Source organism: Leuconostoc sp. LN180020 (assembly GCF_014844115.1).
Taxonomy (GTDB): Bacteria; Bacillota; Bacilli; order Lactobacillales; family Lactobacillaceae; genus Leuconostoc; species Leuconostoc citreum.
The window spans coordinates 1,379,136-1,394,923 of the sequence record NZ_CP039736.1 but is presented as its reverse complement, the minus strand read 5'-3'; the positions used below and the strand labels follow the sequence as shown (position 1 = coordinate 1,394,923).

The following is a 15,788-nucleotide window of genomic DNA, read 5'->3' as shown; positions in this document are numbered from 1 at the left end:
TTATTTAATACAAGTAGTATAACATCATGTTGTTTGTAAGACAACATGTGAAATAAAAAAACAAAGACTTAGAATACTAAGTCTTTGTTTTTTATCAATAATTTCCCCAGTATTTAGACATTGATGTCATACCGATACCTGGGTTGAAACTATTTGTAGGGTCGTTGCGCTTGTAATGTGCTACCAAAGTCGAAGCTGCATGGTATAAGTGTCCAACATTATGTTCGGCTGGATAAATAGCACCACGTTTGTCTAACAATTTTAGCATTTCTTGTTTTAGCTCATGTGCATCGACACCTTTTTTGAGAATATAGTCTTGATGCATAACATGATCAAGAAAATGACCATAATAAATTTTGTGTTCAATTTTATCTTCAATTTCCTTAGGCAAATGTTCAAACCAATCAAATTCATTACGTGGTAAAGCAATATCTAACGGTAGAATCTGGATATGCTGCTTTTGGAAAACTTCTTCATATCGAATGGCCACACCTGCGGTAACATAGCGGTGCGTCGCTATTCTATCTGCCTCTTTTGGTGTTGCTTCAAAGTAATCACCTGCTTCTTCAGCAAAGAATGGCTTCAAAAAGCGTCGCGCCTCTTCAATTCCTGAACCCGTCATCTTTAACTGCAAATAGTGATCATACTTTTGACTGTATTCTTCCATACGCTTTGGCAGTTGATTGGGGAATAGTTGACCCATATGTTGTAACACGCGATCTGGGAAGTATGGCTTAAATGTTGGAATATGACTCAATATTCGCTCGGTTGTGGCTTTCATACCAAACAAATAAGGTAATGTATTTGTACCCAACGCATCAATAACAATCAGAGAGTCTTTACCATATTTTTTTGCTAGTTGATATGCATCTTTATGCATATACTCACCAGACACTGGTAAATTTTTAAACTCTGATAATATATGACGCCGTAACTTTTCTAATACGCCAGGATCGTTGGTTCCAATGTAAAATACTTGTGAGTCACCATCTTTTGGGAAAGTATCTAGTCGCACGGCAAACGCTGCCAGTTTCCCTGATGCACCAGACACTTCGTAAAGTTCATTAGGATCTGCATTATACCGTGTAGGTGTATGAGATGATACATCACGTACACGCGCTTCATAATTACGATTATGTCCAACGCGCTTGTTATCAGCAGGGACATTGTCAATATCAAAATTACGATGTTCGATATTGTAAATCATTTCTTCAGGTGTCTTGCCTAATTCAATTCCCAAATGGTTCACTAAATGAAGCTCGTCATTTTCGTCGATCTGAGCATAAAGGGATAACTCAGTGTAAGCTGGACCACGTTGGATTAGCGCACCACCCGAATTATTGTTAATACCACCAATAACTGAGGCACCTAGATTTGACGACCCAATAACTGAGTGGGGTTCACGATTAATCGGCTTTAATGCGTTCTCCAATTTAAACAACGTTGTGCCTGGAAAGGCCAATACTTCGTCCCCACCATTAATAAGTTGTACACCCTTAATTCTTGTCCCATTGACAACAACACAATCACGGTCATATCCTGGTGCAGGAATTGATCCTTCAGTCAAACTAGTGTTCGAAGCTTGCATAATAATAATTGTGTTGTTATCGTGCAAGACTTTTAATACTTGCCACAATTCCATCAAATTACCTGGTAGTACAACAGCTAATGCTGAACCTTGACCACTACGGTAGCCTTTACGGTAACGCAATGACTTTGCAGGCGACGTGATAATGTGACCTTTTCCAACAATGTCTGTTAGCTCTTCAACAGTAGACATAATATATTACCCCCAAAAATTTGAAAGTGCCCTAAAGACACCTTATAAATTCTATTATGCCACTTTAGGATTATAAAAACAGAATTTATTTTATCAAAATCATAGATTCATACGTGAATAGAATAATAATTATCAATTACACTCTTTTTAGTACGGATTTAAATTGAATCGCATTGTGATAATTAATACAAAAAATTGTTATTGATTGATCATATAAATGATTGAACACCGGCATAATAAAAGACAGCATTGCTGCCGTCTTGTTTATTTTATATTTTCAGGCCTCATCATACCAGCCATAATGATACATTTCACCAGCAGGTTTGTCTGTACGTTCATACGTATGTGCGCCAAAATAATCACGTTGTGCTTGGATTAAATTAGCTGGCAAAACTGCTGAACGATATGAATCATAATATGCAATCGCTGCGGACAAAGATGGTGTTGGGATACCAGCCTGTACAGCTAATGCAACCACTCGACGGGTTGCTGCCTGGTAATCTTGCGCAATATCTTTGAAGTATGGATCCAATAGCAAGTTATGCAGCCCCGTATTTTTAGTAAATGCATCAGTAATACGCTGCAAGAATTGTGCTCGAATTATAGCTCCTGCTCGCCATAACTGTGCTAGTTCGCCAAATGGCAAATGCCAATCATAGTGTTCAGATGCCATTCTCAATTGGTCAAATCCTTGCGCATAAGACATAATTTTTCCAAAGTACAGTGCTTTGCGGACATCTTCTATTGCTGCCTTTTCATCCCCTGTAAATGAAAATTCTGGTCCTGAAAGGACTTCAGAGGCTGCTACACGATCGGCCTTCATAGCTGATAAATAGCGTGCGTAAACTGATTCAGTAATCAGTGATTGTGGTGCACCTACCTCTAATGCCGACTGGGATGACCATTTACCAGTTCCCTTGTTACCGGCTCGATCTAAAATCATATCAACAATTGGCTTATCTGAGCCTTGATCGTCTTTTCTGGTCAAAATATCAGCCGTAATCTCGACAAGATAAGAATCAAGCTCACCCGTATTCCACTCTGAAAAAGTGGTTGCGAGTTGTTGCTGATCTAATTTGAGCACACGCTTTAGAATATCGTACGATTCAGCAATTAGTTGCATGTCACCATATTCAATGCCATTGTGTACCATCTTCACATAGTGTCCAGCTCCATTCGGTCCAACATATGTTACTGTTGGCACCCCATCTTCAGGAGCCTTGGCAGCAATTTGCTTCAAAATTGGCTCAACTAAGTCGTAAGCATCGCGTTGACCACCAGGCATCAATGAAGGGCCTTGTAATGCCCCCAGTTCGCCACCTGAAACACCCATACCAATAAAGTTGATGCCCGAAGCTGCCAGTGTATCTGATCGTCTAATTGTATCTTCAAAGAAAGTGTTCCCACCATCAATAAGTGTGTCCCCTTTTTCAAGGTGTGGTAACAGCTCGTTAATCACAGCATCAGTTCCTTTACCAGCTTTTACCATCAATAAAATGCGTCGAGGTGCCTTAATTGCTTTCACGAACGATGCCACAGTGTAACTGGGCACAAACTTTTTATCGGCATGTTTTTTAACGAGGTCATCTGTTCGTTCACGAGAACGATTATACACAGCCACACGATATCCTCGCGATTCAACATTTAACGCTAAATTTCTACCCATTACTGCTAAACCAACAACACCAAAATCTGCTTCAACCATTTTTGCCTCTTTTCGTATACTATCATTATCTGATTTAAATCGATGTAAATACTGCAGCAACACAACTAATGCTATGTCATTATAATTGCCTACCTTTCTTTATCTAATAATGCACAAGACATTGTGTAACCGCTTTCAATATAAACCAATTATCGCGTTAAGTCAAATCATTTATAACATCTGAGATTTACTAAAAACTATATAAAAACACCTATCTCATAAGTAATTATGAGATAGGTGTTTTTATATAGTTTGTTTATTTAACACCATGCGCAACATCTGCTTGATAAATGTATGCACGTGTCATTGGTAAGTTTGTTGCAGAAGCACCCTTGGTTAATAGGTACTGTACAACGTCAATATTCCCTGATTCAAAGGATGAAGCACATGCTTGTAAGTACAAGTCCCACATTCGGTAGAATCGTTCACCATATTTGGCAATAACAGACTCTTCAACGTCATGAAAGTTTTTAGTCCACATTTCCAAAGTACGTTGGTAATGACGTCGCAATGGCTCGATATCATCGATTTGCAAGCTAGCCTGCATAATGTGATTAACATTTTCGGCAATATTAGGAATATAACCACCGGGGAAAATATATTTGTTGATCCAGGCATCAACTCCTGCACCATCATGTTGTCCAGTGATACCATGAATTAGAGCCGTTCCATTGTCAACAAGACGTGCATTCACTTGTTCAAAATAAGTTGCAAGATTTTCTTTACCAACATGTTCGAACATGCCAACAGACGTAACATGATCATATGTCTCTGTTAATTCACGATAGTCTTTCAAGTAAACGTGTACTCGACCTTCTAAACCTTCATCAATAATCTTTTGAGAAACGTAATCATATTGTTCTTGGCTAAGAGTGACACCAGTTGCCTCTAAGTGATATTCTTTGGCCGCTGTGAAAATAAGCGTGCCCCAACCACAACCAATATCCAAAAGCGTTTCACCTTCTTGCGCGTGCAATTTATTCAAGATATGACGAACTTTATTCCATTGTGCCGCTTCTAATGAATCTTCTTCACTAGCAAAATACGCGCATGAGTATGTTAATGTGGGATCTAGCCACATCTCATAAAAATCATTACCAATATCATAATGACTCTGAACATCCTGCTTACTTACTTTTTCCGTGTGTGCATGCTTTGGAATAAATTTCGAAAACTTCGAATTATTCATAAAGCTATCTTTAGACTGATAGATAGTAGTGACCAACTTTTGTAGGTCACCTTGAATGTCGATTTTACCGTCCATATAAGCCTCACCAAAGGTTAGTGAAGCATGGGCCATAATATCTTTAATTGGAATAACGTCATGGAGAATAATTTTGGCAATTGGTTCTCCTTCACCATAGCTGACCTGCTCGCCATCCCAGAATTCAACGTCGATTGGGGCGTTAAAACTAGCTTTAAAAATTTGTTTGTAGATTGTTTTATCTAACATCTTTTTCCCCTTTACTTATACATTGCATTTTAGAAAAAAATGTCACAAATGTCAATCATTCTTTTGTTTAACGTTGAACAAACATTTTTTATTAATAATTCTTTTTAATCAAAACACTACTTTAAAACACCTGAACCAGCAGTTTGCAAAATGCTTTCTGGCAATTGTTTTGATGCTATCAGTGGTCCTGACCAGCCTAATGTGCTCGTAGTTGGTGATGTATGGCTAATAGACGCAGCCGAAACAAACTTTGTATTAAAGATTGTACCGTCATCTGATAATTGAGTGCCTTTAAACTTATTAATGATGGCCACTGGTGATTTTTTAGCAATGACGAATACATTATTTTTGGCGTTAATTTGCGCCTTTTTGCCCAGACCCCAAGCGTATTTGAATTGATATGTGCTCGTGCCATCATTTTGATAGAAATTATTAATCACCTGCACATCACCAAAGCGCACACGGGGTGTGCGCTGGACCGTATTTTGAAATAAATTTCTTACTAAGGTAACGTGTAATTTACCGGTATCACTTGTTTTACTGTCACTATTACCTATTAACATAGTCTTATCATGATTTCGATAAACACTATCTGATATCGTAATGTTATCAGCACCATTTGTGATATCAGTCATACCATCGTGGTGTTGATACTCACGCCCAAAGTACGTACCATTTTGACTATCGCGGTAGCGTCCATCATCAAAAGTGTTATGATCTAACCAGACATTGCTAGCCCCTTGAACTGATATAGCATCATATTGTGAATTCCAGTTGCCAGTGCGCTCATCAGTCGGATCCCACTGCGGAAAATCATCATACGGTGTTTCAAAAGTAATATTCCGCACAATAATGTTGTTTTTTTGCAAAATTAAATTGCCACCCACAAATGACGCCCCTGGCAACCCGATAATTGTTGTGTTGGCCGGTACTTTAACTTCAATTTGCTCGGCTTGTTTTCTTTGAGCGGCAAGACGATTTATCTCTTGCTGGCCGCTAACTTTCTTTTTACCCCATGTGCTAGGGTTGTAAGCTGTTAAATAACTTTCCAAGTGATAGCCTGTTCCTTGAGCATAGTCATCTTCCGTCAATGTGCGCCCTTGACTATCTTTCGTCATGTCAATAGTACCTGAAAGGTATATGATTTTGGGCACATCATTCGTCGATTGACCCAAGGCCTTTAACAAAGTTTGACGGCTATTGACGGTGTAAATATGTGTCGCATCAGCTTGACTCCCGCCAACTGCGTTGCGACCAAATCCGCCTACCTGTGTTGCGGACTGGCGACCAAGACTTGTTATATCTGCATGTACTTCCTGTAATACCACAAAACTCGACACCAGCAATCCCATCACGATACTCGCTGGCAATAACTTATAATTTTTCTTACTGAACATGTTTTTTCTCCTGTCAACTATCACAATAGTCCATCTAGATCGGTAAAATATATCATAAATAATCGGTAAGACGCCTATATTGTACAACAAAACAAAGCTGATTAAACGATTGTTTTATAAACTTCTTTTTACTGTAATATTTTTTACATCAGACGATTATTACCATGAATAGCAGCGTAAGTCTTTTTCTAACAATCACACAGTTCTTCACGCTATAATTAAATAAAATAATAACCTATCTTTATTAAGGAGCACTATTGTAATGGTTGAAACAAAACCAGATAGATTTTACAATCTCACTTTGCACACCATTGGTTTAATTGCTAAATTACCAGTCATTCGTGTTAATCGCAAAGCATTTCTAAAAAAACAGTTTTCTGATTCCCCTGACTTAAATATTATTTTAAAGCACGGCCCACAGGCCGTCTATCCTGTCTCAGTTTTAGAAGAAAAAGCGCACGACATCATTAACAAAAGTACAACAAAAACATCAATGGCTTCCTTTGCTGCCGGCTTACCAGCCAACCCAATAATTATGGCAGCTGTCGGTGGTGCCGATGTTGTACAGTATTTTGCCTTTGCCATTAATATGGCCCAACAAATTGCCTACATCTTTGGTGAAGATGAACTTTTTGGTAGCAACACAGATACCTTGCCAGAAGAAGACAAAGTTAAGCTGATTATTTATCTTGGTGTCATGTTTGGCACTGCGGGTGCTGCTTCTATGATTGCTACGCTATCAAAGAAATCTGGTGAGTCGATTGGTAAAAGAGTAGCTATCCAAGCAGCTGTAATGTCAACACGTCATCCGTTGGTTAAAAAAGTTGGTAGTCGTATTGGTCATAAAATCACGACAGCACACATTGAAAAAACAGTTACCAAAGCTGTCCCAATTATCGGTGGCATAATTTCTGGCGGTTTAACATATGCCACATTCAAGCCGTTGGGGTATCGTCTGGCAAAAGTATTAGCGCAGAATTTAAAAAATAATCCGCAGTCGTAACTTAATTATAAAAAGGTCACTCTTTGCGAGTGACCTTTTTTTATTTTGCTGTCGTCGCTGTTGCCTTTTCTTGTTCTACTAAAATCTTGTCGTATTTCTTTGCAAATGGCCAGTAGACACCAACGGTGACACATAGCATTAACGCTTGCCACAACATCACTTTCCAACCACCTACAATAAATCCAGAGATGATTGGCGGCGTTGTCCATGGAACATAAGCACCATTTAAGGGTGGAATGACACCAAATTTAATGGCGTAATACGTACCGAAACCGGTAATAACTGGTGATAAAATGAAGGGTAAGATCATGACTGGATTCAAGACAATTGGAATACCAAACAAAATTGGCTCATTAATATTGAACATAGCCGGGCCTAATTCGAGCTTAGACAAAGTCTTCATCTGCACGGATTTAGCGCCCACCAACATGAATACCAGTAAACCGACCGTCACTCCGGCACCAGTAACCGTAATAAACTGTTCGAAGAATGATTGTGTGACAATATGCGCCCCGTTGGCCAACGATAATTTACCTGCGCGATACAATGCTAAATTATCTGCGTTATTAGCGAGTAACAACGGCTGCATAATGCCGGAAACAATAATTGAACCATGGACACCAAAGAACCAAAGAAAGACTGGAATCACAGTGATAATAAACACACCAGCCGGGCCATCTGAAGCATGCTGCAGTGGTGTTTGAATAACCGAATAAATCCACTCTGCAAAGGTTGTGTGCCAAGCCTTTGAGAAGATGGCATACACAACTGTTGCACCTGTTATAATCGCTGCGGCTGGAACCAATGCAGTAAACGAAGCTGCGACATTACTTGGGACTTGTTCTGGTAATTTGATCGTAATGCCTTTCTTCATAAACCAAGTATAAATCCAACCAACAATCATACCCGCAATAATGGCAACAATCATACCTTTTCCACCGAGCCAAGCCTTGTCAATGGCGTTGTTAGCCAACCATGCGGTAGATGTTTTGTCGGGATGAATGGCATTAGTCACTGTATTGATTGTATTGGGCTGTAGGATAACATCAACAACAATGGCAAGCAAACCCGCTGGTACACCATCATAACCAGAATCGTGTACCCATGAATAAGCAATGCCAAAGACTGCAAACAAAGCCATGATGGCAAATGAACCATTATATGCCTGCATAAAAATACTATCTAAACCAACGCTAGTAAAATAGCTAGCGATTGGCTTGTAAGGGAACTGACCTAAAATCAAGAAAATGGCACCAACAATAATGAATGGTATGGGATACAACATCCCATTTTTCATCGCAGTAATCGCACGCGTATTAACAAATTTCATTATTATCGGAATAACTTTATCATTTAATACTTTTGAGATATTAGCCATAATTATTACCTATACCTTTTGTATCGGTTGTAATACGATAATTATCGCATCACAACAACAGATGTTTTATCATGCTTGTTGTTTTAATACCTGACCGTTTGTTTCAATTACTTTTCGATACCAATAAAAAGAGTCCTTTTTAATACGATTGCCCGATCCTTCCCCCTCATCATCTAGGTCGACGTAGATATAACCGTATCGCTTCTTCATTTCACCTGTGCCGGCAGAAACAATATCAATTGGGCCCCAACTAAGATAACCTATTACATTGACACCATCGATTTCTACAGCTGTCATCATGGCTTGAATGTGTGCTGATAAATAGCTGATTCGATAATCATCGTGGATTTGTTCACCATCTTCAATCTTATCGTAGGCACCTAAGCCGTTTTCAACAATCATAATTGGTGTATCTGGATACATCTCGCTTAGTTCGTTTAATGTATAGCGTAAGCCTTCAGGGTCTAATCCCCATCCCCAGTCTGATGTCTTAATATAAGGATTAGTAACATCTTCATAGTCGGTATAACCGACTTTAGGCTCATCAGTTGTTGTTTCAACCGTACTGCTTGCATAGTAAGACACGGCAAGATAATCAACTGTTCCTGCCTGTAACACGTCACGGTCTTCGGCTGTGATATCTGGACGATAACCAGTTTTTTCGTAATAGGCTTCAAGTTCGTTTGGGTACTTGCCACGGACATGAACATCACTGAGCCAGTCTCTAAACTGACGTGCTTTTTGATAAGCTAACATATCTGCTGGTTTGGGAGATACTGGATAAAATGGTGCAACGTTAACCATACCACCAATTTTAAATGCTGGATTAATCTGATGCCCAAGCGCCACAGCCTTGGCCGAAGCAACTAGCTCATAATGTGCTGCTTGTGACATGGCTTCAATACGTTCATCAACTGACATCTCTTTGCCATCAATACCCGAATTAGTCCACAATAGAAAACCGCTAGCCTCATGTTTCATAGCCGTTTGATTAGAAATTTCGTTATGCGTCATCCAATAAGTAACTTTATCTTTATAACGATTAAAAACGACCTCAGCATAACGGACAAAAAAATCAATAACACGACGATCACGCCAGCCACCATATTTTGTAACTAGATGATATGGCATTTCAAAGTGATTAAGTGTAATTACCGGTTCAATGTTTAGCCGTCGCATGGCGTCGAACATCTCATCATAAAAAGCAAGGCCTGCCTCGTTAGGCTCAGCGTCATCTCCGTTAGGGAAAATACGTGTCCAAGCGATGGAAGTTCTAAAAGCCTTAAACCCCATCTCTGCCATTAATTGCAAATCTTGCTTATAAGTATCATGAAAATAAATGCCATGATGATTTGGATAGTTTTTTCCTGCTATCACACCATCTGTTATTTCTCGTGGATGTGACACATCACCTGCTGTAAGAACATCAGCAATTGACACACCTTTGCCATCCACATTCCATGCACCTTCTGCCTGGTGTGCTGCGATAGCTCCACCCCACAGAAAATCGTGACTTAAAGTTTTCAAAATAAACCTCTTTTCTACAATAACTACTAGGAATGTTTTCTTGTAAGCGCTTACATTTATACCTATATATTATCATGTCAGTTATTTATATGTCAATCTATTCCCGTGTTGTTAACCCATGATACTAACCAAATTTAATCAATGCAATGCTAGCAACCATTAAGGCAATGCCAATAATTTGTACACGTGTAACATTTTGTTTTAACGATTGCCACCAGCCGAACTGAGCGACAACTATCGACCCAATGATTGAGCCACTTAAACTGAGCGTAACTGTCATGCCAGCGCCCAATTTTGGTACAAGAAAAGCGGTTGAAAAAACAAATAAGGCACCTAAAATCCCACCTGTAAATAACCACACTGGTTGTTTAGTTATTCGCACTGTTTTTGGCCATAAACGCCTTTCTTTCAATAATACAACAATTAAAATGACCACTGTCCCAGAAAAGAAAGAAATCACAGCACTACCCACTACTGAGTGTAATAAATAGCCTAATCGCCCATTAATCGCTTGTTGTATGGCAGAAAATGCACCAACCAGAATGGCCCACATACGCCAGATATTTATATTAGTATCAGCATCCAATTGCTTTTTCTCACGTTTCACCTCAAAACGATTAGCAAGAACAACAGCCACATAAATACCTCCTAGTAACAAGAGAATACCAATAACCTTAGTTACCGTCAGTGTCCCAATCGGCATATTAAACAAGCCAAAAGTATCGATCACTACACCCATGATAACCTGACCAATAATCGGCAAGATAATGGTTTGAATGGCACCTAATTTCGGAAACATTAAAATATTTGACGTTAAAAAGATAACGCCCAATAAGCCACCAAACCATATCCACCATGGATTATTGGAGGCCACATTTATCAGGTTAACTTGTTGTTGTCCACTAACAAAATAAATAAGTATCAAAAAAAATGTTCCCACTGTAAAAGAAAGTAAGCTAGAACGCAAAGGTGATTTTAAAACAAAACCCAGTTTTGCGTTGATAGGACTTTGATTAGCTAATAAAAAACCTGCAAATAACCCAATAAAATACAACATAACCTACTACTCCCAAATATTCTCATGACTACTATAAAGTTAATTTATAAGTAGTCAGTATACGCGCCTTATACGATAAAGTAAATCCACAGCCAAGTAGTAATCATATCTCATTGTCCATTATCATATCTTATGATAAGATGTCGAAGTACAGACAACGCAATTAACGTGTAATCTGGGGTGCCTTATTGGCTGAGAGATATACCCATATAACCTGATCTAGTTCATTCTAGCGTAGGAAGATTACGAAGCAATCAATAATTTTGTGTCATCATGCTTCAATATTTTGATGTGGGATTTCAATGTCGCTTATGGGAGGACTTCATTTAACATGTTCTATTGCACCATTTCAATGCATAGAACCCAAGGAGAAGTATGATGGTACAAATTAACGCTAGCATAGCTGTTCAAGTATTACCGATGACATCCGATAAATCCGATGTCATCCGTATAGTCGATCACGTTATTGATTATATTAATGACACACGCATTGCTTATCAGGTTGGCGCTTTCGAAACCACACTTGAAGGCGATTATGACCAACTGATGACTATTTTAAAGGCCTTACCACTTGTTGCGGCAGAAATAACCGATATTCCTGTTATGATTTACAGTAAAATTAATATGTCACCACATGGCAATGTATTAACAATTGCTGAAAAAACAGATAAGTATCGCTAACAAACATTAATAAAAAAGCACACCGCAGAATAGGTGTGCTTTTTTATTCGCTTTCAACCTTATCTAGGGCTGCTTGCGCTAAAAGATTCAAGTAGTTAAATGGTCTATCAAACCAAGGCTGGAATAGCATATCCACGAATGCTAAATCGGTCAATGTCATGCGATTTTGAATGGCAATTGAAGCAACATTGGCAGACTGTGCAATGTCATATTTACTTTGCAATTGTACACCTAAAATACGGTGTGTTTGACGTTCCCATGTAATACTCATCAAAACTGGCTCCGTTGATGACATGAATTCTGGTCGGAAGTTATCTGTCATCGTGATGCTATCCGCATCGATTCCTAGTTCTTGCGCGTGGGCTGCAGTCAAGCCAGATGAAGCCATATTTAAATCATATAACTTTAGTCCGGATGTTGATTGCGTTCCCATATATTTAACTTTCGGTGACATAAGATTGTAGCCAATTAATGTTCCCTGACGTACTGCATTTGTCGCTAAGGGGATGTACGCATTCTCTCCTGTTGGATTATAATGCACCGCGACTGAATCACCAGCAGCAAAGACATCTGGATTACTTGTTTGCATGTAATCATTGACTAATAGCGCGCCATTGCCAGTCATACCTAGTTGTCCCGCAAACAATCCAGTATTTGGTTTGAAGCCAACCGACATCACAACTAAGTCAGCTGAAAAATTCCCGTCATTTGTTTTGACAATAACCGCATCATCTTGACTTTCAAAACTTTCAACCATTTTACCGGTTGCCACAGCCACACCATGAGATTGAAATAATTCAGCGACATTTTCAGTAAATTCGTGATCAAAATACCGGTTTAACACCGTTGGCTGGTTATCAATCAACGTCACTTCACGCCCCTTGACATTGAAAGCTTCGACTAATTCTGTGCCAATATAACCTCCGCCAATGATAACCACTCGCTTAATACGATCATCATTAGCATAATTAATTAAGGCTTTCGCATGCGTATAGTTTTTAGACAATACAATACGTTGATCTTCTATCCCAGGAATTGGCGGTATAATTGGCCAAGATCCAGTTGTCGCAACTAATTTATCATAACTTTCAACTGATGATACGCCTGTCACCAAGTTAGTGACTGATACTGTTTTATTAATGGTATCAACAGCAGTTACTTCATGGTTCATGTGAATATTAGCACCTGCTTCTTCAAGTATAGCAGGCGAAGAATAGAACAAATCATTGATTTCTTTTACTTCACCTTGTACTGTTAAAGCAATGCCACAAGAAAGAAACGACACATTATCATTTTTCTCATAAACATCAATTTCTACCCCGCTATTATGCTTTAAAATAGATTTTATTGTTGCTGTGCCTGCGTGTGTCGAACCAATAATAATGACTTTCATATACTGCCTCCAAAAGATTACCAACTAATTTTATATATCTATTGTATAATCAAATGAATAACAAAAAATTGACTCATGTCAAGAAAGAGTGAAATATGTCACATTCTGAATTTGCTTGTGTGAAAGCTGCTCCGATTTTTTCGCATTTGCCTGACGATATTATTGCACAACTGGTCACTATCTCAACACATCAAAAGAAATATTCAGCTGGAAGCTATATCTATGAACCAGACGATGATTTATCAGCGCTTTTCGTCGTCGATTCTGGTCAAGTTGACATTTTTAACGTGAACGATAACGGCCAAGAGTTACTGCTTTATTCACTAACTAATCACCAAATGGATATCGAAGCATCTATTTTTACAGATGCTAAACATCATCATTTTGCACGCGCTAAAGTTGATTCTGCCATTTGCATGATTCGTCGAAAAGATTTCCAAGCATTATTACACCGAAATACTTCATTGGCTTTAAAAATGTTGAATACTTATGGAGAACGTCTGACGGCGCTTGAACAACGTCAAATTAGTTTATCATTACAAAATGCTGATGAACGACTCGTACAATACTTTGAAGATTTATCTGCAATTCGTATGAGCAAAACATTTCATCTAGACGTTACCAAAAAAGAACTTGCTGCCTCGCTACATATTACACCGGAAACACTAAGCCGCTTATTTAATAAACTAACGCGAGACGGTAAAATAAAACTTAATAAGCGAGAAGTCACTTTATTGTAAATAAAAAGAACTGCTTTAACAGTTCTTTTTATTTACAATCGCATCATGAACAGGTTGAAATGACCGCCTATGAATTGGTGTGACCCCAAGCTTATCAATCCCTGCTAAATGCTTTTTAGTCCCATACCCCGCATTTTGGGCAAAATCGTAACCTGGATATACTTTATCATAGTCCGTCATCATTTTGTCACGTATCACTTTCGCAACTATACTAGCTGCACCAATTGAATTACTTCTGGCATCCCCTTTGATTAAAGATTGTTGTGTTATATCCAAATAAACTTGCATGGCATCAATTAATAGTGCCTGTGGCTGTGGTGCCAAGTTATTGATTGCTTCCGTCATCGCTTGACGCGCTGCCTCATAAATATTAATTTCATCAATCGTCTTCGCATCAACACTACCAATACCAATTGAAACAGCTTGATCTAGAATAATTTCGTATAACTGTTCTCGCTTATGCTGGGCTACTTGCTTTGAGTCTATAACATCAACGATGTTAAAATCGTGTGGTAAAATAACTGCTGCTGCAACGACAGGACCCGCTAATGGTCCGCGACCCACTTCGTCAACGCCTGCTACTAATTCAACGCCTTTTAGCCAGTAATCTCGTTCAAAATTAAAGCGTTGGTTAAAATCAGCCTGCTTTTTTCGTGCTAGCGCCAACCGCTTTTCCCAAAGCGCTATTGCTTTTTGGACACCACACCGCTTATCCTGTCGCCAGGTCTGCAAACGTGCATCATGAGGGTCTGCTAGACTGGCTAGTTTTTCTTTAATTGTCGCAATTGTTTCAGTCATGTGAAGTTTACAGTTCATCCAATGTGAACGCGCCTAGCTTACCTTTACGTAAATCGTTTAGTAGTCGCTCACTAGCTTTGTCATAATCGTCCTTAAATCCAAGCTTGTTAGTAATAGCTAATAAAATTTGAACATTGTCTTGTTCAAAAGCATTTTCTTCTAAATGATACCGCGCTACAATTGCTTCTGGGCGATAATCTCTGAAAAAACTAATTAAAAAGAGCGCTGCGTCATCTTTTGAAAAAATCGTATCTTTTACTGCACCAGTTAATGCAAGCTTCATACCAATGGCCTGATCTTCAAATTTTGGCCATAAAACACCAGGCGAATCTAACAGTTCTAATTTTGTCGGTGTTTTTAGCCAAGCCACTTTTTTCGTGACACCTGGTCTGTCAGCAGTTGGCGCCACATTTTTCATGACCAAGTGATTCAACAAGGTTGACTTTCCAACGTTTGGGATACCAGTAATCATCGCACGTATCGGTTGATCTTGAATACCACGTGCTAATTGCGCTGCTGTTTTTGCTTCAACAGCACGACGTGCCGCCTTGGTTACTAATTGTGGCGTTCTTGGATCTCGTGTATCTAAGACAAGAACAGTATGACCGTCTGATTCGAACTTTGCTTTCCATTGTCGTGTTTGCTCAGGATCAGCCAAATCGGCTTTGGTCATAATCAGTAAACGTGGTTTTCCACCGATTAATTTGTCGACTTCAGGGTTACGAGAACTGTCCGGAATGCGGGCGTCAACCAATTCAAAAGCAACATCAACTAACTTTAAATTTTCCCGCATGAGACGAAAGGCTTTCGCCATGTGCCCAGGGAACCATTGAATAATTTGTGCCATGAGATTTTTTATATTGCCATATATGCTGG

13 protein-coding genes and 1 riboswitch are annotated in these 15,788 nt (G+C 39.0%); of the genes, 3 read left to right on the top strand and 10 right to left on the bottom strand.

Annotation, left to right across the window (positions count from 1 at the left end; all coding sequences use genetic code 11):
- Window positions 1-94: 94 nt before the first annotated feature.
- The 4 genes from dld to FAZ25_RS07155 form a co-directional block, all read right to left on the bottom strand.
- The gene (gene dld / locus FAZ25_RS07170) at window positions 95-1,780 is read right to left on the bottom strand and encodes a D-lactate dehydrogenase (protein ID WP_004908686.1); all 1,686 of its coding nucleotides are present in this window, start codon (window positions 1,778-1,780) and stop codon (window positions 95-97) included.
- 277 nt (window positions 1,781-2,057) lie between these two features.
- Window positions 2,058-3,485: an NADP-dependent phosphogluconate dehydrogenase gene (gndA, locus tag FAZ25_RS07165; protein WP_192269288.1), complete on the bottom strand. Its 1,428-nt coding sequence runs from the start codon at window positions 3,483-3,485 to the stop codon at window positions 2,058-2,060.
- A gap of 256 nt (window positions 3,486-3,741) precedes the next feature.
- Entirely contained in the window at window positions 3,742-4,938 is a 1,197-nt protein-coding gene (locus FAZ25_RS07160; protein WP_192269285.1) for a cyclopropane-fatty-acyl-phospholipid synthase family protein, read from the bottom strand.
- Between the two features lie 116 nt (window positions 4,939-5,054).
- The gene (locus tag FAZ25_RS07155) at window positions 5,055-6,335 is read right to left on the bottom strand and encodes a polysaccharide lyase family 1 protein (RefSeq protein WP_040176943.1); all 1,281 of its coding nucleotides are present in this window, start codon (window positions 6,333-6,335) and stop codon (window positions 5,055-5,057) included.
- A gap of 262 nt (window positions 6,336-6,597) precedes the next feature.
- On the opposite strand from FAZ25_RS07155, the gene FAZ25_RS07150 reads away from it, so the two are divergent.
- The gene (locus FAZ25_RS07150) at window positions 6,598-7,338 is read left to right on the top strand and encodes a hypothetical protein (protein WP_004905197.1); all 741 of its coding nucleotides are present in this window, start codon (window positions 6,598-6,600) and stop codon (window positions 7,336-7,338) included.
- Between the two features lie 40 nt (window positions 7,339-7,378).
- Here the strand turns inward: FAZ25_RS07150 and FAZ25_RS07145 are convergent, their stop codons facing one another.
- The 3 genes from FAZ25_RS07145 to FAZ25_RS07135 all read right to left on the bottom strand — a co-directional run bounded on the left by FAZ25_RS07145 (window position 7,379) and on the right by FAZ25_RS07135 (window position 11,300).
- Window positions 7,379-8,707: a PTS sugar transporter subunit IIC gene (locus FAZ25_RS07145; RefSeq protein WP_176606026.1), complete on the bottom strand. Its 1,329-nt coding sequence runs from the start codon at window positions 8,705-8,707 to the stop codon at window positions 7,379-7,381.
- A 78-nt stretch (window positions 8,708-8,785) separates the two neighbouring features.
- Window positions 8,786-10,243: a 6-phospho-beta-glucosidase gene (locus FAZ25_RS07140; RefSeq protein WP_040190267.1), complete on the bottom strand. Its 1,458-nt coding sequence runs from the start codon at window positions 10,241-10,243 to the stop codon at window positions 8,786-8,788.
- Between the two features lie 124 nt (window positions 10,244-10,367).
- Window positions 10,368-11,300 carry a DMT family transporter gene (locus tag FAZ25_RS07135; RefSeq protein ID WP_192269282.1) on the bottom strand — a complete coding sequence of 311 codons (933 nt, stop codon included), beginning with the start codon at window positions 11,298-11,300 and terminating at the stop codon, window positions 10,368-10,370.
- A gap of 166 nt (window positions 11,301-11,466) precedes the next feature.
- A riboswitch (TPP riboswitch) is annotated at window positions 11,467-11,558 on the top strand.
- 129 nt (window positions 11,559-11,687) lie between these two features.
- On the opposite strand from FAZ25_RS07135, the gene FAZ25_RS07130 reads away from it, so the two are divergent.
- The gene (locus FAZ25_RS07130; RefSeq protein WP_222591210.1) at window positions 11,688-11,981 is read left to right on the top strand and encodes a thiamine-binding protein; all 294 of its coding nucleotides are present in this window, start codon (window positions 11,688-11,690) and stop codon (window positions 11,979-11,981) included.
- A 43-nt stretch (window positions 11,982-12,024) separates the two neighbouring features.
- Here FAZ25_RS07130 and FAZ25_RS07125 read toward each other — a convergent pair whose 3' ends face one another.
- A complete protein-coding gene (locus FAZ25_RS07125; RefSeq protein ID WP_192269279.1) occupies window positions 12,025-13,374 on the bottom strand; it encodes an FAD-dependent oxidoreductase in 1,350 nt (449 codons plus the stop codon).
- A gap of 95 nt (window positions 13,375-13,469) precedes the next feature.
- On the opposite strand from FAZ25_RS07125, the gene FAZ25_RS07120 reads away from it, so the two are divergent.
- Window positions 13,470-14,114: a Crp/Fnr family transcriptional regulator gene (locus tag FAZ25_RS07120; RefSeq protein WP_004900572.1), complete on the top strand. Its 645-nt coding sequence runs from the start codon at window positions 13,470-13,472 to the stop codon at window positions 14,112-14,114.
- A gap of 15 nt (window positions 14,115-14,129) precedes the next feature.
- Here the strand turns inward: FAZ25_RS07120 and FAZ25_RS07115 are convergent, their stop codons facing one another.
- Both FAZ25_RS07115 and ylqF read right to left on the bottom strand, forming a co-directional pair.
- A complete protein-coding gene (locus tag FAZ25_RS07115; RefSeq protein ID WP_085699168.1) occupies window positions 14,130-14,912 on the bottom strand; it encodes a ribonuclease HII in 783 nt (260 codons plus the stop codon).
- Between the two features lie 7 nt (window positions 14,913-14,919).
- Complete coding sequence (gene ylqF / locus FAZ25_RS07110; RefSeq protein WP_012305246.1) at window positions 14,920-15,759, bottom strand: ribosome biogenesis GTPase YlqF; 840 nt, start codon at window positions 15,757-15,759, stop codon at window positions 14,920-14,922.
- Window positions 15,760-15,788: the final 29 nt, after the last annotated feature.